A 17,951-nucleotide genomic window follows, 5' to 3' on the forward strand; every position below is an offset into this window, starting at 1 on the left:
CGGGCCACGGCGCCAGCTTAGGGCAGGGCCACAAGGCGAAGAATTTCTGCGACAACATCGTCAGCCGTTTTCGCCTCGCCTTCGGCTTCGAAACTAAGTGTTATGCGGTGTCTGAAAACGTCATGCGCGATGGCCCGGATATCAGCAGGGTCCACATAGTCGCGCCCGTTCATCCAGGCGTGTGCACGCCCGCATTTGTCAAGTGCCAGCGAAGCGCGCGGGCTTGCACCTATCTCAATCCAGTTGGCCAAGTCCTCGCTGAACTTGTCGGGTGTTCGTGTCGCTTGCACCAAATCGGCCATATACTTGTCCATTGCGTCTGACACATGTATTTGTCCAATTTCCGCCCTTGCGGTGAACACAGCGTCTTGAGGGATCGGCGCAGGAGCTTCGGTTCGGGATGAAGAAGCGGTTGCGTTGTCTTCACCGCGCACAAGCCGAATGACCTCGACTTCGTCTTCGACGGGCGGATAAGTGATCTGTACGTGCATCAGGAAGCGGTCCATCTGCGCTTCGGGCAGCGGGTAGGTCCCCTCTTGCTCGATGGGGTTCTGGGTTGCCATCACTATGAATAACGGGTCCATCGTGTGGGTCGTGCCCGATACCGTGACCTGACGCTCTTCCATGGCTTCAAGCAACGCGGCCTGAACCTTTGCCGGCGCTCGGTTGATTTCGTCCGCCAGAACAATATTGGCAAAGATGGGGCCCGGCTCGAAGCGGAATGTTCCGCCATCAGGTGTTTGTTGAAACACTTCGGTTCCGGTGACGTCAGACGGCAAAAGGTCTGGAGTAAACTGAATTCGGCTGAACTGGGCATCCAAGTTACGGGCCATTGCCTTGACGGCCCGGGTTTTCGCCAGGCCCGGCAAACCCTCGATTAGCAAGTTTCCGTTCGCCAAAAGTCCGATCAACAGGCGGTCGATCACGTCGGACTGGCCGATAATCGACTGCCCCATCCGAGATTTCAGATCATTTATTTGATTGTGTGCATTCATTGCTTATTCCAGTTGAATCTTCATGCTGCAGGGATGCAGTTGGGATAGTAACGGTTGCTCGGAATTGCGCTGTGCTAGCATCAGGTTAGCAGCTCGCTGCGTTACGTTCCACTATGGAATTCCCGCCCTGAGGCGAGCCAGATTAGCGGACAATTCAGAACGAACTGGTCCAAGGTGTGGCTTGTCCCGAAGCGTTTTTATCCAGTGTTTGGGCGGCTGTTTTCCCCCTCCGCGGCTCCATGTCAGGGAATTGAGGATGATCTGCGCATTTGCATCCAGAGCGTCCGGTATTTCATACCCATTTAGCGTTGCCCAAACGCCGCTCCATAGGCGGGCAACCGACCACGGATTGTAGCCGCCGCCACCTAAAACGAGGAACCGCGGCGCCAATTTCTGCAAACTCGACACTGCCCTCCAATGCGCATTATTGGACAAGGTCAAACGAGAGAGGGGATCTTCGGCCACAGCATCGGCACCGCATTGAAGAAGGATGGCTTGAGGGCGAAACGCAGCGGCGGCGGGTAGTATCAGCTCTTCCAAGATGGCAAAGAATTCGTCGTCATTGAGGCCCCGAGGAACGGGCAGGTTGAAAGCCGCTCCTCCCGCAGTGTCATTCAGTGTTCCACTGAATGGCCAGCGGCGCTCTTCATGAATTGATATCATCCTGACCTTAGTAGAACCGTGGAACGCAGCCTCGACTCCGTCGCAATGATGGGCGTCGATATCGACGTAGACTATCCGGCTCAATCCGTGACGGATGAGGGACTGAATCGCCAAGACAGGATCATTGAGGTAGCAAAACCCGTTGGCTCGGTCGGATAGACCGTGATGAGTGCCGCCGGCAGGGTTAAAGACAATACCGCCTTCGCGGATTAGTTCCGCACCCAGCATCGAACCACCCGCAGCGGTGGCTGGTCGACGATACATCTCGGGGAAAACCGGGTTGGACAGGGTGCCCAGCCCGTGTTTTTGCCGGGTTTCGTCTGATACGAATTGCGACGCCTCTGCCTTTTGCAGCGCATCTATGTATTCAGGCGTATGAAACGCATGCAGCGCCTTTGGTTTGGCGCAGGGGCTCACGCGATAATTTGCAGCCTTTAGCCAGCCCAACGCGCGACACAGATCAATGACTGTTGAAACGCGGGGAATCGCCAGCGGATGTTTCGCACCGTAGGTGGACTTCCGAAAGATTTCGGCACCAATGAAAAGAGGGTGCTGCATCGCTTCAGGTTTCTGTGTTGCCCTGGTCATCCCAAATCCGACCGTCCAGCGACATCAAAACCGCGATTGGGCGCAAGGCGGGGATATGGCTGAATACGATCAGGATGCAGACCGTTAAAGGCACACTCAGGAACGCTCCTATCATGCCCCAAACTGTTGTCCAGAAGGTCAGAGCCAGGATCACGAGGAAGGTCGACATATTAAGTGACCGGCCCAGCATCGCCGGGTCCAGAAAGTTGCCGATAGCGAACTGAATCGTCCCGCAACCGAATACGATGATCAGGAAAGGGCCGATGGTTTCGAATTGAACCAATGCAATCATGGCCGGAAACACCACGGCAATAATCGACCCGATTGAGGGGATGAAGTTCAGTGCAAATGTCAACACGGCCCATGTTTCGGAATATTCTAGGCCAAGAACTCGGAACACCGAGTAACTGATCCCCGCCGTAATTAGACTGATGAAGGTTTTCACGCCCACATAGCGTTGCAGGCTGAACGAGATCGCATCCAGCACCGCAGCGAACTCGGCACCGGTTTTTGGGTTCCCGGCGGCTAGCCGGATTTTCTTGCGAAAGGCCAGTCTTTCGGCCATCAAAAATGCGACGTAAAGGCTGATCAGGAAGAATTGGTTCAGCAGTGATGTGGCGCTGCCCAGCAGTACGCGCGCGACATAGGTCATGTCGATATTGATCAGATTGTCGCGTATGAAGGTTGTTACATTGTTGCCCACAAGCCCAGTGATCCGATTGACGGCTCCGTCGAACTGGCTTTCGTAGTCGCTGATCGAGCGTGCGAACTGCGTCGCCTGACTGCCCAGAATATACATGATCATGAACAACCCTGCCAAAACCACGGTAACGCCTGCAATATTGGCCAACCAGACAGGCGCGCGGGTCAGGGCGATCACACGGTCGCTAAGCGCCATGATCAGAACGTTGATCAAGAGGGCCATGGTCAACGGGATTAAAAACGCCGCCCCCGCATAAAGCGCAAGCACTGTCAGCGTCGCCACAATGGCCGCATCGCGCACGACCGCCAGTTTTATGCGCGGCGAGGACGCGGAGTTTTCTGGATCCAGGGTCATTCAGCTGCCTGTGACGTTGCAGGTTGGATTACCTTGATCCTGCACAGACCGGAAAATTATGCAATGCATCCAGATGTTTGGGGAAGTTAATTTGCCCATTTTTGGGTTTTGATGGTTCTGTGATCGCGTTGGGCGGGTTAGGCTTTGATCATGATTTCTCAAGTGATTCCTTCGCTGAGTCGCCCAATCCAAGCTTTGTGGCTGGCCATTGGACGGTTCGGTGGCAAAAACGGCCTTGTCATGAGCAGCCATGTTGCCATGTCGTTGATGTTGGCACTGTTCCCGTTTGTTCTGTTCACAGTGGCATTGGCCGGGTCCTTGTCACAAGGTTATGTCACCGAGGAACTGATCGAATTGATCTTTGGCGCATGGCCCAAGGATGTAGCCGATCCCATTGTATCCGAACTTCGCGCAGTGCTAGAGCAATCGGGGTCGGGCGTGATTACTTTGGGCGGCCTTTTGGCGATCTTCTTTGCCTCGAACGGGGTGGTTGCCGTCAGGGCGGCCATGAATCAGGCTTATCATGATCAGGACAGTTGGCCATTCTGGAAAACCCGGCTGCTGTGCCTTGGTCTGGTGATCATCGGTGGGGCGACAATTCTGGCCATCGCTGCAGTCGAGGTCATCTTGCCGGTTTACACCAAACTGGTTTCGGAAAAGACAGATGTAAACGTATCGCATTGGTTGTCCGTGGACCGCTTGCGCTGGACGTTTACCGTCGCCGTTCCAGCCGGAACTGTCTTATTGGCGCATTTGATCCTGCCCACACGGCGCCATTCCATGTCACAAATTCTGCCTGGGGTCTTGCTGACCTTGGCGCTTTGGGCCGCGGGCGGATGGGGCTTTTCAATCTACATCAGCCAATTCGCATCCTACAGTGCCACCTATGCAGGTTTGGCCGGAGCGATGGCTGCCCTGATCTTTTTGTATCTCTGCGCGGCGATCCTGATATTGGGTGCGGAATACAATGGCGCGCTCATGGATCTGCAAGTTAGCGATGATGGGAACCAATCGTGAAAGCTCTTTGGATTATCCTTGGTCTGATGCTGCCGACCTTCGCCGCTGCTCAGGTGCCCGTCTATGTCGGTTCCGATCAATGTAAAGACTGTCACGAGGCTGAGGTCGCGGCGTGGTCGCAATCTCATCACGCCTTGGCCTGGACAGACGTGGAGGACGGTCATGTTGTTGCGGATTTCAATGGTACGCAGTTCGACCATGATGGGATGTCTGTCCGTTTCTCCGATGACGGCGAACTGCGCGCCAGGGTCACGGAGAAAGACGGGGTATCAAACGATTACACGGTACACTCGGTAGTCGGTATCGAACCCCTGCAGCAATATCTGTTCGAAACCCAACCGGGGCAATTGCAAAGCTTTGATGTCGTTTGGGACACTGAAGAAAACCGTTGGTTCCACTTATATCCGGATCAGGACCTGCCGCCCGATGATGGGTTGCACTGGACCGGCCCCTATAAAAACTGGAATGCGCGCTGTGCCGAGTGTCACGCCACTGGCTTTAACAAGAACTATGACGCAGGCACGCGCTCATATGCGTCTACCCAGGCGGAAATCGGGGTTGGATGTGAAGCATGCCATGGGCCAGGCTCGGCGCATATTGACTGGACGAACGGGCAGGGGGGCAGCCCCGACCTGACGGAATATGGCTTCACGATGGAATGGGGCGCGGGGCAGACTGAGGCCGAGATACAGCAATGTGCTGGTTGCCATTCCCGACGCGAGGCGCATGGGGATGGCAACCCGTTGCCGGGTACGGCGTATCACGATGCCTACAACCTGGCGGTTTTGCGGCCGGGGCTCTACCACCCGGATGGCCAAATTCTGGACGAGGTCTACGTCTATGGTTCATTCCTGCAGTCGCGGATGTATGCGCAAGGGGTCGGCTGCATGGATTGCCACGAGCCACATAGCGCGATACTTAAGGCAGAAGGAAACGGGCTTTGTACGCAATGCCATTCGGTTGCGGGGAATGACCGCTTTCCGACCCTTGCCCGCGCAGAATACGACACGTCTGCGCATCATAACCATCCCGATGGCAGCGCAGGGGCACAGTGCAAATCGTGCCACATGATTGAACGGGTTTACATGGGTGTGGATGGCCGTCGCGATCACAGTTTTCGCGTCCCGCGTCCCGATCTGGCGCTGGGTCAGGATGCCTGCACCGATTGCCATACGGATCAAAACCAATCCTGGGCTGCCGCACAAATAGCCGATTGGTTTCCGGAATCGTCTCACCGTGGTCCCCATTATGGAACTGTATTCAACGCTGCAATGACGGGGCAGGCCGAAGGATCATCGGCGCTTTTGGGTATTGCGGGTGATCAGACGCAACCGGGTATTGTCAGGGCGACAGCCGCATATCTATTGCAGAACTACGGCTCGGCCGAAGTTGCTGCACAGACGGCAGGACTGCTGTCTGACCAAGATCCTTTGGTCCGGGCGAACGCAGTGGTGCTGCAACGTTCCGCCGAGCTCCGCGATCAGATTGAGCGGCTGGAACCTTTGTTGTCCGATCCGTTGTTGAACGTGCGTATTGCTGTCGCCAAAGAGCTTCTGACCATTCCGCAACAAGCCCTGACCGCCGGGCAACAGTCAAAGGCTGGTCAGGTGATGGCAGAATGGCAGGATGCCATTGCCAATCGGCTGGACTTTCCAGAAACCCATATGGTGCTGGGCGGGATGGCTTTGACCTTTCGAAATGCGCCAGCCGCCGAACGCGCCTTCCGTGAGGTGATACAACTGGATCCACAGAGAGCTGAGGCATGGCCCATTCTGGTGCAACTGGTCCAACTCAACAGCGGAACCGAAGCCGCTCTGGACGTGCTAAGTCAAGGGTTGGATCGGGTACCCGACCACCCGGAACTGCTGCAACTGCAACGGCAGTTGACCCGGTAAAACGGCACCGCTTCGCCCGGTTTCGGCCATTTTCGCGGCAAATTTCACCTGTAACAGGTCTGGGCGGGTAGAAAACCCGTTGTGTTAAAAGGTGCCCCATGTCCGACAAACCGGTCCATACGTCGCAACTGCAACGACCACTTTCCCTATCCCAACGGATCGAGGATCTGCGAACGCGCAAGCCGGAATACTTGAACCATGGTGAGGCGCTGTTGATGCAGGGGATTGCTACGGCGTCACTGCGTCAACAGGTGCTGGCGGGTGATTTTATTTCGCTTGAAGATTAAGGTCAGCCACGAAAGCCTGTTGCTACAACAAATTTTTCGGAACTGTCCGACCGAGAAGCGGGCGGTTTTACGTTGGCGACCTTGTTGAACTTCTGTTTCAGCAACTTTTGCAAGTCGCCTTCTGCGCCCCCGGCAAGCACCTTGGCCACAAATGTTCCACCTTCCTCAAGGACATCAAAGGCGAAATAGGCGGCAGCCTCGCACAACGCCATGATACGCAAATGGTCTGTCTGCTTGTGCCCTGATGAGGCTGCGGCCATGTCCGACATGACCACATCGGCCTTGCCGTCCAACCACTCTTTGACCTTGTTGTCCGCGTCGTCTTCCATGAAGTCCAAAACGTGGGCGATTGCACCTGCGACCGGTTCGACCTCTTGCAAGTCCACACCCAGAACTGTCCCGATGCGCTTACCGCTTTTCTCACCCAGCGCATTCACTCGTTTGACGGCGACCTGCAGCCAGCCGCCAGGAGCACAGCCCAAGTCAACGACCCGAGCACCGGGGACCAAAAAACGGAATTTGTCGTCCAGTTCCAATATCTTGAACGCAGCGCGCCCCCGGTACCCCTCGGCCTGCGCACGCTTGACATACGGATCGTTCAACTGCCGCTCGAGCCAGCGGGTCGAGCTGAGTTTGCGTCCTCGGGCGGTCTTTACCTTAACCTTCAGATCGCGTTGTCCGCGTCCCGAGTTGCTTTTTCCAGTCGGTGTTTTGGCCATGTGTGGTCTCCTGAAGACTGGGGGCGTTTACCGGCTTGGTCTAGGGTTATCAAGTTGATCCTGTCGGTGCGTCCATCAATAGCAGATCGGGCCAAGGAGAAGAAACATCAAAGCCCAGCAAGCCCAGACAGTTTGCCCCCGTGGACAAAACGGAGGGCTTCGGAACATCAGGGTGCGAAACCTCGTTCAAAAACGCCAGCGCATCCAGACCTTGGTTGTAGGGCACTGACAGCGCAATGCCCCCTATGGCCAGTGCATAATGCGGCAGGGTGTTTGAAATCTGAAAACCGGGGCAGAACACGTCAAATCCGGCTGCTTCAAGACAACAAATCGTGGTTGCTGCGGTCGATGTGCGATAGGCTAGGGCAACAACGGTCAGCGGCATCGAAGATATGGTCCTAAAAAGGTCCGTCTTCCAACACACCGTCCGCGCTCATTTGCGCGTACAGCAGACCTTCGCGCAGTCCGCGATCGGCTACCGAAAGACGGTCGGTGGGCCAGCAGCGCAGCAACGCCTGCAAAATGGCCGAGCCCGACATGATCAAAGCCTGTCGGTCATCGCCGATCCTTGGGTCACGGCGCCGTCCCTGAGGACCAAGCTCCAGATACCCGCGTATCACCTTGTCAATCTGATCGCTGGTCATACGCAGACCGTCCACTTTGGTTCGGTCATAGCGCTTTAATCCCAGATGTGACGCGGCAACAGTTGTAACCGTGCCGCTGGTGCCAACGATCTGGAAGCCCTCCCGTGTCTGTTCGTCCTTGTAGGGGGCAAAATCTGCAAGGTTTTCCTCGAAAAACCAGCTCATAAGCGCAAAGCGGGCCGAGTCGTCTTCGACATCGTTGAACTGATCGCGCAGGGTTGCGACACCCAAGGGAACACTGATCCAGTCCACAACTTTGGCAGACGGAAAGGGGTTGTCGGCGGTTTGAAACCCGTGATGCAGTCGCATGATCGCTGCGGGCCTATCGCGGCGCAAAACCGAAGAAAGGTCGATCCAAACAAGTTCTGTCGAACCGCCGCCGATATCAACGACCAGCAACTGCTCGGTCTTGGTCGACACAAGCGGCGCGCACGAGATAACGGCCAGACGGGCCTCTTCCTCGGGCTGGATGATCTCAAGGGTCAGGCCGGTTTCCCGTTTGACCTGCCGGATGAAATCACGCGAATTCTTGGCGCGACGGCACGCTTCGGTGGCAACCAGCCGCATCCGTTTGACTTTGTTACGCTTCAGCTTCTGCTGGCAAATTCGCAATGCCTGAATGGTGCGCGCCATCGAAGACCGAGACAGCCGTCCGGTCCGTTCGAGCCCCGCGCCAAGCTGCACGGATTTCGAGAAACTGTCGACCACATGAAAGCCGCTGCCCTTGGGCTGGGCGATTAACATGCGACAACTATTTGTACCCAGATCCAGCGCCGCGTATAGCGCATCTGGATCGGGCCTTGCCGGCGCGGGGCTTTCGACCGCTTTCGGGAACGCGCCCGCACCTTTGGGACGCTTGGGCGCCATTCGTAACGCCCTCCGATTTTCGAGTTACCCCGACCATAGGTCGCGTGTTCTGATCGCGCAAGACACTCATTATAGTGATGAGAATTTTGATATGCGTGAACGTTGAACTATTCGTTACAAACCCGCTATCCCATCGTGAGCCAAAAGGTCGTTTGAAATACGCCTTGTGTCGAAAACCGACCGACTTGTGCCCATATAGAAGTCTAGAACCGGTTCATCTGGTTAGGAGGAATCAACAGCGATGCCTGACGTCACCATCGTATACTGGCGCGATATTCCCGCCCAAGTCATCGTCGGCAAAGGCCGGCGGGGCGCAAAGCGGCAATTGGAGGAGCGGTTCGAGCAAGCCATCGACCGGGCGGCCATGAAGGTGAATGCCAAGGATAGCGATGCCTACCTGGCCGAGTGGCGCAAAGCCGAGCCTTTTGCGGTTGAGGGCGATCCGTCCGATATCGCCGAGGCCGAGGCAGCGCGCTTGGAAGCTGAATATGATCAGGATCGCATCAAAGCTCTGATCGCGAATGATGGTTGGGCATGAGCCCGAGATCTTTATGGGAGGCCACGATGGCTCTGTTGAACTTCAAGAAACGTGCTGCCGTCGAAAACGGCCCTGTGAACCCGACCGTCGAAGCCTTTTTGCAGGGCTACTCGATTGAAGTGATGCCCCGCACCGCCGAAAAGGTCGAAGACTTCAAAGCGCTGCTGCCCGAAGGCACCCGCGTCTACATCGCTCATATCGAGGGCACGCCCATCGAGGACATGGTCAAGACGGCCAAACGTCTGGCCGATGACGGCTATCCGGTCATGCCGCATTTTCCTGCGCGGATCATCAAGGACGCAGCCACGCTGCAAAACTGGATTTCGATGTATCAGGGCGAAGCGGGTGTTGAGCAGGCTTTGCTGCTGGCTGGCGGTGTCGAAAAACCACATGGCGATTTCGAAAGCTCAATGCAGCTGCTGGAATCTGGCCTGTTCGACAAAGCTGGTTTCAAACGCCTGCACGTGGCTGGCCACCCCGAGGGCAACAAGGACATCGACCCTGACGGCTCGACCAAAAATGTCGATGACGCGCTGCGCTGGAAACAGAAGTTCAGCGAGACGACGGATGCCGAAATGGCGCTGGCCACTCAGTTCGCCTTTGATGCCAAACCTATCATTGCATGGGCGGATGGTCTGAAAGCAGCGGGCATCGACTTGCCAATCCATATCGGTATCGCGGGTCCGGCCAAGCTGCAGACCCTGATCAAATTCGCTATCGCGTGCGGCGTTGGCCCCTCGCTGAAGGTGCTGCAGAAACGTGCCATGGACGTGTCCAAGCTGCTGTTGCCCTATGAGCCTACCGATGTTCTGACCGAGTTGGCCAACCACAAGGCGGCCAACCCGGATTTCAACATCACCAACATACACTTCTTCCCGCTGGGTGGCATCAAGACCAACGCCACCTGGGCGATCAATAACGGCGGCGCTTCGGCAAAGCCAGCCAACTCCTAAGGAACGGACATGACCCGTACAGTCGTAGAATCAAAAACAAAAACCGCCGTTCTGGGCTTTGACGAACCGTTCTGCGTGATCGGAGAGCGGATCAACCCCACCGGACGCAAGAAACTGGCAGCAGAACTTGAGGCGGGCGATTTTTCGACCGTTGAGAAAGACGCGCTGGCCCAGGTTGCAGCAGGCGCAACCGTTTTGGATATCAATGCGGGCGTTGTCTATAACTCGAACCCCAACCCAAACGAGACCGAGCCGCCGCTGATGACCAAGATCGTCGAGCTGGTGCAGGGTCTGGTTGACGTGCCGCTGTGCATCGACAGCTCGGTTCCTGGCGCGCTTGAGGCGGGCCTTGAGGCGGCTGAGGGTCGTCCGCTGTTGAACTCGGTTACGGGTGAGGAAGAGCGTCTGGAGCTAGTGCTGCCGCTGGTCAAAAAATACAACGTTCCGGTTGTGGCGATCTCGAACGACGACACTGGGATTTCCGAAGACCCGGATGTGCGGTTTGCCGTTGCCAAAACCATCGTTGAACGGGCTGCCGACTACGGCATTCCCGCCCATGACATCGTGGTTGACCCGCTGGTGATGCCGATCGGTGCGATGGCAACCGCTGGCCAGCAGGTGTTTGCGCTGGTCCGTCGTCTGCGCGAAGAACTGGGCGTGAACACCACCTGCGGTGCGTCCAATATCTCGTTCGGTCTACCCAACCGTCATGGCATCAACAACGCGTTCCTGCCGATGGCGATGGGCGCTGGCATGACTTCGGCGATCATGAACCCGGTGGCCTTGCCGGTTGGCCCCAAAAAACTGGCAGAAAAGAAGGCCGAGGTTGAAGCTAAGGGCATCGTTCTGCCTGCGGACATGGACGATGAGACCTTCTGCCAGTTGTTCGGACTAGGCTCGACCCAACCGCGTGCTGGTAAGGAAATGGAAGCCATCCGCGCCGCCAACCTGCTGACCAACAATGACCCGCATGGCGGGGCGTGGATCAAATTCAACAAATCGCCTGAAGAAGCCGCTGCAGCAGGTGGGGCAGGCGGTCGTCGCGGCGGTGGCCGCCGGCGCCGCGCCTGATCTTTCGGGAATGACCTTAAAGGCCGGGCCAAGTGCCCGGCCTTTTTCGTTTTGACACCGATCAAGGCTGCTTGCGGTCGTTATTGCGACACTGCCCATGATTTCACCAGATCAGGGCATTGAAATGACCAAACACTTTCCCCCGAAACTGGCCGAGGCCGATCTGTCGCTGCGATTGGGCAAGAAAGAATATTTCGAAGAGCTGGTCGATCTGCAGGCGCAGCTGGCACTGATTCAGCAGGCATTTCTGTTTCACGGGCTCAAGGGCGTGTTGGTGTTCGAAGGCTGGGACGCGGCGGGCAAGGGTGGCACGATCCGCCGTATCAGTCAGGCTTTGGACCCGCGCAGTTTCAAGGTCTGGCCCATCGGGGCACCCCGCAATTACTATCTGAACCGTCACTATCTGCTGCGGTTCTGGGAGAGGTTGCCGCCCGCGGGCGCGATCTCGGCCTTTGACCGCAGTTGGTACGGGCGGGTACTGGTCGAGCGGTTGGAAAAGTTCACGCCGGAACACCGCTGGCGTGCCGCCTATGCTGAGATCAACGATTTTGAACGGATGCTGGTGGATGACGAGACGCGGATCGTAAAGCTGTTCTTTCACATCTCACCCGAGGAACAGATGGCGCGTTTCACCGAACGCCTGCGCAATCCGATGAAACGCTGGAAACTGACCTATGAGGATTTCCGCAACCGCGAACGCTGGGCCGAGGCCGAGGTGGCGGTGGATGAGATGTTGGCGCGTACCTCAACAGAAATCGCGCCGTGGCATGTGATCCCGGCCAACAACAAGAAATACGCGCGGATCAAAGCGATGCGCGCGATTGTTGATACGTTCTCGGACGGGATCGACTTGAACCCGCAGCATCTGGATCAGCGCACGCTGGACGCGGCCAGCGAAGCCTTGGATGTGGAACAATCGTTGATAGACAGCCTGCGCGCCCGCACGGAATAATCGCGTGTTAGTCTGCGGAATGGCGCTTGCGGTCTGGTCGCGCGGGATGCTATTCCGATCCAAGCGGCGGGTATGGTGAAAAGGTATCACACGAGCTTCCCAAGCTCTTGTTACGGGTTCGATTCCCGTTACCCGCTCCAAATAATCCCGCTAAGCAATTGTAATTTAACGAATAAAAAATGGGGCAACCTAAGTTGCCCCACATTCTGCCCCACATTTGGTTTGCTATACACGCCGGTTATGCGGCTTTCCCTTCGATCAGGTTTTCCAGATCCGCGACCTTTACCATGTTGACGCCGGTGCCCCGGTGAATGGTCAGTTTGCCGTCTTTCTCGTACCTGCGGATCGAGTAACGGGACAGGCGGTAGAGCGTCGGGATCTCGGTCACCTTCACGTAGACTGGTTTTTGCTGGCTCATGTGCGTTGCCCTTTAAGCGTTTGAGATTTTTTTGAGTTGAGCGGCGGCGTCCCGCGCGACTGCTCCAGATGCCGGGTCCGCCCGCAGGTGGTCCAGATCCGGGTGCGAGGGGTCGATCAGCGCCACTAGGAACGTTCTGGTCAAGGCATGGTATTCGCCGCCGCCTCTTGGGGTGTATGCGTCGAATGCGGCTGCCGCGAAGGCACCAGCTGTCGTTGCGGCTTTTTCCAATTCGCGCTGTTCTTCGGTCAGGTTTGCCCCACTCATAAACGCATCAACGGCGTCGAGCATATCTTTGGCGGCTTGTTGGTGATCCATTATACAAGGCGTCCTTTTGCTCATGCGTCACCTTCTTCATTTTTGGCGATTGCCAGTTCCAGTGCCAGTTCTTCCCGCCCGCCTTCGGGCAGCGGAAAGTCAATTCCCTCTTCACTAACGACCGAGGCGAAGTAAGGGCTGCGGAGCGTCAGGCCCTTTCGGTCCTGCCAGTGCCGAATTGCCAACCGGATCGACGCTTGCAGATCGTCAACGTCGCGTTGGGACAGTTCTTCAAGCGGATGCTGGTTGCCGTCCTCGTCGCTGCCACATCCATTATCGTCCATGCGTTCGTGAACATCTTCCAACCAGGTGGACACATTGAACCATTCAGCCAGATCATTGTGCCGGTCCTGACAGTGCGCAATCACGAACGACGTGCGCCATTCACCGTCGCCGTGAAGATAGTCACCCAACCCATCGGTGACGGCATTAATGATTACGTCGGCCCGTGTATCCTCCGGGCCAATCTGAAACCGATCTTCGCCAAAGGAGGCCCACCAATTCCATTCTCCGGGGCATGGGTGTGCAATGCTCATGTTCTGTCCTTTCCAGCGTTCGCTGCGTCCTTCTCCCAATCTGGGGTCGGCAGTGTGATTTTAACCTTGCGGTGCTGAGTGCTGTTGGTTTGCGCGATGGCAATCTTGGTTTGCATCGACTGTTCGTTGTTGCGGGGCCGGTGGATGTTCATCGGCGTTCGGTAGTGCCGGTGATCGTTGGTCGTTGACGGCCATTTGATTTGTTGTTCTGTCTCGCTCATTTCCCTACCTCTTCAATTTCCGCCTCTGCGACGATGGTCTTAACCACCTCGATCCCATGCAGGGCGTTTTCCTTGCGCGTGAAGCTGCCACTTCTCATCACGGCTTGACCGTTTCGCGCGATCAGATTGAAGCGCCAGAATCCGTCAGGACGCCGTTCCAACTGAAACTTCGGGCTGTTCATGTATTTGTCCTCTGCAGTCTGCGGTTGTCGCGCTTGGACCACCGGTCGGCCCTTAAGCGTCGGTGATTGAGCGGGGCCAGATCATCAGGCAAGCGGTAGTGCCGACCTCTTATGTCGTATGTTCCGCGCCCGATTTTGATGTAGACATGGCCCTCTCGAATGGAGAGCAACGCGATTGCTTCCGGCCAGATCACGCGCATCATGTCGAAAAGGTCGTAGCATCTACCTTCGGTGAATATTTCGACCATATCGGGGTGCGAATTGCGCAAGCGGGCGAGAAACAATTCAACGTCGTTCATAGGGCCAACGCCTGTTGTTGATCGTTCCCACCTTCCCTGTAGAGTCGACGAAGAACCGTTTCACCTTTCCAGCCGGCGTCCCAGACCAGCCATCCGTTGCGCTGGGGCGGGCTGCCACCGTCGCGAAAGTCGATTTTCCAGCAGCACACGTAGGCGCGGCTGACCGGGAACGTCTCGTGCAACTCGTCCAGACCGTTCATCCGGGCGGCAATCCAATCCCAATTCAGGAGCATGGCCACGTAGTCGACCTGTCCGAGTTCGAACAGGAGCTTGATATGCTTGAGCCACCGCCCGTGGCCGTCGCGTGCGCTGATTTCGTTGTAAGGTGGGTTAGTTACGATCCGGCGGGCCGGGGCTAAGCCCAAGTTGGCGTGAGTGCCGTCGTAGCTATAGAACGGACGCACCATCGTTCCGGGCCAGCCACGGTCAACGATATCTGAGCCGTACACCTTGAACTGCGCCAGTTGCAGAACATGTGCAATATGACCGGCGCCTACCGCGTTTTCCCAGATCGGACCACCGAGTTCCCGCAGGCGTTCGCCTTCTGCACCCAAGAACGCCCAGGTCGCATCATAAGGGGTCGGGTCAAAATCCAGCGGGTCGCGTTCGTCTTTTGGCGACGGCGTTTTGGGAAGATCGCCGAACAATGGGGTGGTCGCTTCGGGGCGTTTGTTCTTACCACTGATCGCCTGAAACAAGGGCTTCGCTGACGTTGCGCTCATCGTACAAAATCCGCTTCGCAATAGTTGCTGATCGGGTTCGCATCCGCGCCGACCAGTCTCAGCCCGCCTCTTTCCGCCGCCTGACAGGCGCGCTCAAAATCGTCTTTTGTGGCCTCCCAATTCAGACTTTTGACCCAGATTTTCGCCTTGGGAACGGTGGTCATCAGCTTGTCAAAAGCCGACCATGCCTGTTCCAACTGTGGAAAGGGGCCGAGGACGATAACGGCGAGGGCAACGCGCCATCCTTGCCCGTCTGCGGCTGGGTGCGGCGGCAAGGCAAACCAATCGTAGGCATCGGCGAACCGAATTTGTTCTTCTGTCAGGTGCATGGTGGTCTCTTCTGAAAGGCCCCCCCCGGTGCCGGATAGGTTGGCAGGTTTGCACCGGGGGGAGGCACCCGGCGCGACAGGCGGCGCGCCGGGGAGGTAGCTTAGTTGGACTTGGCTTTAACCACGTCCATGATTTCGGCGTAGAGTTCCGGCGCGCCAGCTTCGATATCCTTCAAGCCCTTGTCGCTGTAGAACTGCAGCACGGCTTCCGGGGTCACTGCATCCTCTTCCAGATCGTTCATGATCGACCCGTGGATGCTTGCGAGTTCTTCGTAGGTTTTGCCGGTCTTAGCGGCGGGTGCGGCTTCCGTCTTGTCGGCCAGCACTTCGCCGGTCTCCGTGTCGATTTCATCGTCAGGGGTTTGTTCAGCCGCGGATTCCTGTTCCGGCTCTTTGGCCTTCTGCGCGGGCTTCGGCGGGGTGCGATCGACAGGCTTTGCGGGCTCTGCTTCGATGGTTTCACCCTCGGGCAGCGCCGCCATGATATCCGCGTCTTGGGTGGGCTTCGCCGGATCTGCTGCGGGCGTCACGTCCTTGTAATCCCGGTCTAGTTCCAGTTCGACCGATGAAGGCATTCCCACCATGACTTCCGGGCAGTAAAGCCGGATCAGCATGGTTGCGGAGCGATAGCGCAACATCTGTTCCGGCATGGAGCGGTACTTGGCGTTCTTGGTCCAGTTTTCCGCCTTGGCCATCGCCATGTCAGCGGTGACTTTCACTTTCTTGCCGGTCGCGGCCAGCACCCCAAAAGCGGTCACAGACAAGCTATCACCGCTGCCTTTGATTTCCCAATCAATAGGGTCTTTGAAAACCCCGTGTTGATTGGCCTTCGATATCATATAGGTAGCATTCCAACCGGGGGAGCCGTTCACGAAGTAGATGTTTTGGGCGATGGTCAAAGGGTCTTCTTTGAGCCGTTCAGCCATGTTCAGAACCAGCACGCCGTTTGCGGTCGCTGCATCTGCGCCACCTTCGCGCAGATGCTTGGGCACCAGAGGCGACATGCCGAGCATACGACCCACGCGAACCATGTGTTCGAATTTGCTGGGGTCCATCAGGGATGAGCCGGTAAAGCTGACTGGCGCTGCGGGGGGCACTGCCTGCGGTTCGTGTTGGGTGATAGCGTTCATTTCTGGTTCCTTTCCAGGTCTTTAAAGAGAAGTTCATTGCCCGCCTCGTAGGTGAGACGAACGACACAGGTGCGCAGCACGTTGGACGAGCCGCGCAGCATTTCGGCGCGCTCACCAGCCGCGTCGTAGCTGGTGTTTTCCGCTTCCATCAGGATCGGGCCTTGGTTCTTGAACTCAGCCACGACCGCGTAGCAGCCATCGGGTTCTCGGGCGTCAAACGCGCCCAAAACTGGATTGCTCAAGGCTCAATCTCCGAAGAGGCAAACGGGCTGACGAGCGAAGTTTCCTCAAGGCGCTTTTCAATGGTGCGCATGTGCCAGTCAGGCACTTTGATATCGGCCACACTGTCCCACGGAGACGGCCAGACACCGGTTGCAAGGCATTCTGCGAAGGTGGCGACGCCCTGTTTCACGTCCAGCCAGCCGTTATCCAGCAACGCCCGTCCTGTGTCGCTGGTGGCGCGAAGAGTCCGAACAGCTACGCGATGCGGGGGTTCCTTGCAAACGACCACATACATGACGCCTGCGGCCCGGATCCCCAAAACCTTTTCCAGAGACCACAGCATGATTGAGCCCTGAATGTCGTAGCGCAGATCCAGCATTGAGGACCGTTCCCACGCTTCGATGCCTGTGCGATCCGTGGTTTTAAGATCCACGATAAAGCGGCCGCTTTCCTGCGGCATCTGATCGGGGCGAGACTTGATGTAGATCCCGGCCTCATCGTCGCGCACGATCAGAGATTGCTCGTTCAGCGTTCCCGCCATGGCGCGCATGACAACCTGGTTGGCGCTGATTGCGTCGGCCATATCGCAAACCGCCTGCCACTCAGCTTCCTTGATTACGGTGCGCCCAAGTTCTGTCTGTTCCGCAAGGAAGGCTTTTGCGGCCTTGGTGCTGAGTGCGCCATTGGAGGACAGTATGTCATTGGGGATCACGGAAACCGTTTCGCTTAGCAGTTCCGGTTCCAAAACCATTGTGTGCGCAGCCGTACCGACGTTGAACGCCTTCTTTGCTTTGGGTGCGATGCGCTTCGGGTTCAGGGGCGAATTGAGCCAGTATTCCGATGGGTCTGCGATCAGTTGCTTGATGGAACTGGCGCTAAGGGATGGGCCATCGCAGCAATCGCCGTGGTACTCTTCGTTGGTCAGGTCATAATGGCCAGTGGCCGTGATCTTTGCCTTTGTCGGGGCTTCAATAACATCCTTCACGATGTTGCTCCTTCGCTGTTTTTCTTGGATTTTCCAACCACGCGCGCGTGTTCGTCCCTGCGCCAGTTCTCGGCCTTCATCTGCGCCTGCATGGGCGTGTCGCCCTTGATGAGAATGGGGAGGGTGGTTTTATCTTTACCGATAAGAGCAAGGTAGGGATCGCCTTCCGTCATCGGCTGATACAGCCGGATAGGCAGATCCAAGATGCTAATCTTGGGCATAGGGTTACTCCGGTGGGGTTAGGGTGTAGTCAACAAGGCCAAGGTGCGATGCGGCACGTCTGGCCATGCCTTCGGTCGCATACTCAAACCAGCGACCCGTTTTGCAGCACTCAATCTTCCAC

Annotated in this window: 25 protein-coding genes and 1 tRNA gene; 8 read left to right on the forward strand and 18 right to left on the reverse strand. The window is 56.9% G+C overall.

The features are described 5' to 3' along the window. Positions 1-17: 17 nt before the first annotated feature. The 3 genes from ACR3EG_RS09745 to ACR3EG_RS09755 form a co-directional block, all read right to left on the reverse strand. The gene (locus ACR3EG_RS09745) at positions 18-995 is read right to left on the reverse strand and encodes an AAA family ATPase (protein ID WP_480495250.1); all 978 of its coding nucleotides are present in this window, start codon (positions 993-995) and stop codon (positions 18-20) included. A 111-nt stretch (positions 996-1,106) separates the two neighbouring features. Then, the gene (locus ACR3EG_RS09750; RefSeq protein ID WP_480495252.1) at positions 1,107-2,216 is read right to left on the reverse strand and encodes an acetoin utilization protein AcuC; all 1,110 of its coding nucleotides are present in this window, start codon (positions 2,214-2,216) and stop codon (positions 1,107-1,109) included. A gap of 4 nt (positions 2,217-2,220) precedes the next feature. Then, the gene (locus ACR3EG_RS09755) at positions 2,221-3,303 is read right to left on the reverse strand and encodes an AI-2E family transporter (protein ID WP_480495254.1); all 1,083 of its coding nucleotides are present in this window, start codon (positions 3,301-3,303) and stop codon (positions 2,221-2,223) included. A gap of 150 nt (positions 3,304-3,453) precedes the next feature. Between ACR3EG_RS09755 and ACR3EG_RS09760 the strand changes: the two genes are divergently transcribed. From ACR3EG_RS09760 to ACR3EG_RS09770, 3 genes are all read left to right on the forward strand, one after another. Next, the gene (locus ACR3EG_RS09760) at positions 3,454-4,320 is read left to right on the forward strand and encodes a YihY/virulence factor BrkB family protein (RefSeq protein WP_480495256.1); all 867 of its coding nucleotides are present in this window, start codon (positions 3,454-3,456) and stop codon (positions 4,318-4,320) included. Beyond that, complete coding sequence (locus ACR3EG_RS09765) at positions 4,317-6,215, forward strand: cytochrome c3 family protein (RefSeq protein ID WP_480495258.1); 1,899 nt, start codon at positions 4,317-4,319, stop codon at positions 6,213-6,215. Before ACR3EG_RS09760 ends, ACR3EG_RS09765 begins: the two co-directional genes overlap by 4 nt. Before the next feature lie 98 nt (positions 6,216-6,313). Then, positions 6,314-6,502 carry a hypothetical protein gene (locus ACR3EG_RS09770; protein ID WP_170751314.1) on the forward strand — a complete coding sequence of 63 codons (189 nt, stop codon included), beginning with the start codon at positions 6,314-6,316 and terminating at the stop codon, positions 6,500-6,502. A gap of 2 nt (positions 6,503-6,504) precedes the next feature. Here the strand turns inward: ACR3EG_RS09770 and ACR3EG_RS09775 are convergent, their stop codons facing one another. The 3 genes from ACR3EG_RS09775 to ACR3EG_RS09785 are packed head-to-tail and all read right to left on the reverse strand — an operon-like array spanning position 6,505 to position 8,732. Next, on the reverse strand, positions 6,505-7,221 hold the full coding sequence (locus ACR3EG_RS09775; protein ID WP_170354243.1) for an RlmE family RNA methyltransferase: 717 nt from the start codon (positions 7,219-7,221) through the stop codon (positions 6,505-6,507). A 49-nt stretch (positions 7,222-7,270) separates the two neighbouring features. After that, positions 7,271-7,606 (reverse strand): hypothetical protein, encoded by a 336-nt coding sequence (locus tag ACR3EG_RS09780; protein ID WP_480495260.1) that lies wholly within the window; start codon positions 7,604-7,606, stop codon positions 7,271-7,273. Positions 7,607-7,619: 13 nt separating this feature from the next. Further along, positions 7,620-8,732 (reverse strand): Ppx/GppA phosphatase family protein, encoded by a 1,113-nt coding sequence (locus ACR3EG_RS09785; RefSeq protein ID WP_209194580.1) that lies wholly within the window; start codon positions 8,730-8,732, stop codon positions 7,620-7,622. Positions 8,733-8,973: 241 nt separating this feature from the next. On the opposite strand from ACR3EG_RS09785, the gene ACR3EG_RS09790 reads away from it, so the two are divergent. The 5 genes from ACR3EG_RS09790 to ACR3EG_RS09810 all read left to right on the forward strand — a co-directional run bounded on the left by ACR3EG_RS09790 (position 8,974) and on the right by ACR3EG_RS09810 (position 12,386). Further along, a complete protein-coding gene (locus ACR3EG_RS09790) occupies positions 8,974-9,270 on the forward strand; it encodes a virulence factor (protein WP_170354240.1) in 297 nt (98 codons plus the stop codon). A gap of 26 nt (positions 9,271-9,296) precedes the next feature. Then, positions 9,297-10,223, forward strand: a complete 927-nt coding sequence (locus tag ACR3EG_RS09795) for a methylenetetrahydrofolate reductase (protein ID WP_480495262.1) — start codon at positions 9,297-9,299, stop codon at positions 10,221-10,223. Positions 10,224-10,232: 9 nt separating this feature from the next. Continuing rightward, the gene (locus tag ACR3EG_RS09800; protein WP_480495264.1) at positions 10,233-11,294 is read left to right on the forward strand and encodes a methyltetrahydrofolate cobalamin methyltransferase; all 1,062 of its coding nucleotides are present in this window, start codon (positions 10,233-10,235) and stop codon (positions 11,292-11,294) included. Between the two features lie 124 nt (positions 11,295-11,418). Further along, positions 11,419-12,246: a polyphosphate kinase 2 family protein gene (locus ACR3EG_RS09805; RefSeq protein WP_480495266.1), complete on the forward strand. Its 828-nt coding sequence runs from the start codon at positions 11,419-11,421 to the stop codon at positions 12,244-12,246. Between the two features lie 66 nt (positions 12,247-12,312). Continuing rightward, positions 12,313-12,386, forward strand: a tRNA-Gly gene (locus tag ACR3EG_RS09810). Between the two features lie 98 nt (positions 12,387-12,484). Here the strand turns inward: ACR3EG_RS09810 and ACR3EG_RS09815 are convergent. The 12 genes from ACR3EG_RS09815 to ACR3EG_RS09870 all read right to left on the reverse strand — a co-directional run bounded on the left by ACR3EG_RS09815 (position 12,485) and on the right by ACR3EG_RS09870 (position 17,829). Continuing rightward, positions 12,485-12,664, reverse strand: a complete 180-nt coding sequence (locus tag ACR3EG_RS09815) for a hypothetical protein (protein ID WP_480495268.1) — start codon at positions 12,662-12,664, stop codon at positions 12,485-12,487. A gap of 12 nt (positions 12,665-12,676) precedes the next feature. Then, the gene (locus tag ACR3EG_RS09820) at positions 12,677-13,006 is read right to left on the reverse strand and encodes a hypothetical protein (RefSeq protein ID WP_480501768.1); all 330 of its coding nucleotides are present in this window, start codon (positions 13,004-13,006) and stop codon (positions 12,677-12,679) included. Further along, positions 13,003-13,518: a hypothetical protein gene (locus ACR3EG_RS09825; RefSeq protein ID WP_480495272.1), complete on the reverse strand. Its 516-nt coding sequence runs from the start codon at positions 13,516-13,518 to the stop codon at positions 13,003-13,005. The genes ACR3EG_RS09820 and ACR3EG_RS09825 overlap by 4 nt, the downstream gene beginning before the upstream one ends. Continuing rightward, positions 13,515-13,739: a hypothetical protein gene (locus ACR3EG_RS09830; protein ID WP_480495273.1), complete on the reverse strand. Its 225-nt coding sequence runs from the start codon at positions 13,737-13,739 to the stop codon at positions 13,515-13,517. The genes ACR3EG_RS09825 and ACR3EG_RS09830 overlap by 4 nt, the downstream gene beginning before the upstream one ends. Then, positions 13,736-13,921, reverse strand: a complete 186-nt coding sequence (locus ACR3EG_RS09835) for a YegP family protein (RefSeq protein WP_480495275.1) — start codon at positions 13,919-13,921, stop codon at positions 13,736-13,738. The genes ACR3EG_RS09830 and ACR3EG_RS09835 overlap by 4 nt, the downstream gene beginning before the upstream one ends. After that, the gene (locus ACR3EG_RS09840; protein WP_480495277.1) at positions 13,918-14,220 is read right to left on the reverse strand and encodes a hypothetical protein; all 303 of its coding nucleotides are present in this window, start codon (positions 14,218-14,220) and stop codon (positions 13,918-13,920) included. The genes ACR3EG_RS09835 and ACR3EG_RS09840 overlap by 4 nt, the downstream gene beginning before the upstream one ends. Then, on the reverse strand, positions 14,217-14,942 hold the full coding sequence (locus tag ACR3EG_RS09845) for a hypothetical protein (protein ID WP_480495279.1): 726 nt from the start codon (positions 14,940-14,942) through the stop codon (positions 14,217-14,219). Before ACR3EG_RS09845 ends, ACR3EG_RS09840 begins: the two co-directional genes overlap by 4 nt. After that, positions 14,939-15,271: a hypothetical protein gene (locus ACR3EG_RS09850; protein WP_480495281.1), complete on the reverse strand. Its 333-nt coding sequence runs from the start codon at positions 15,269-15,271 to the stop codon at positions 14,939-14,941. The genes ACR3EG_RS09845 and ACR3EG_RS09850 overlap by 4 nt, the downstream gene beginning before the upstream one ends. Before the next feature lie 101 nt (positions 15,272-15,372). Then, positions 15,373-16,401 carry a hypothetical protein gene (locus ACR3EG_RS09855; RefSeq protein WP_480495283.1) on the reverse strand — a complete coding sequence of 343 codons (1,029 nt, stop codon included), beginning with the start codon at positions 16,399-16,401 and terminating at the stop codon, positions 15,373-15,375. Continuing rightward, entirely contained in the window at positions 16,398-16,643 is a 246-nt protein-coding gene (locus tag ACR3EG_RS09860; protein ID WP_480495285.1) for a hypothetical protein, read from the reverse strand. The genes ACR3EG_RS09855 and ACR3EG_RS09860 overlap by 4 nt, the downstream gene beginning before the upstream one ends. Continuing rightward, a complete protein-coding gene (locus ACR3EG_RS09865; RefSeq protein WP_480495286.1) occupies positions 16,640-17,608 on the reverse strand; it encodes a PD-(D/E)XK nuclease-like domain-containing protein in 969 nt (322 codons plus the stop codon). Before ACR3EG_RS09865 ends, ACR3EG_RS09860 begins: the two co-directional genes overlap by 4 nt. Continuing rightward, the gene (locus tag ACR3EG_RS09870; RefSeq protein ID WP_480495287.1) at positions 17,605-17,829 is read right to left on the reverse strand and encodes a hypothetical protein; all 225 of its coding nucleotides are present in this window, start codon (positions 17,827-17,829) and stop codon (positions 17,605-17,607) included. The genes ACR3EG_RS09865 and ACR3EG_RS09870 overlap by 4 nt, the downstream gene beginning before the upstream one ends. Positions 17,830-17,951: the final 122 nt, after the last annotated feature.

The sequence above is a fragment of the Ruegeria sp. AM7 genome (assembly GCF_056535965.1).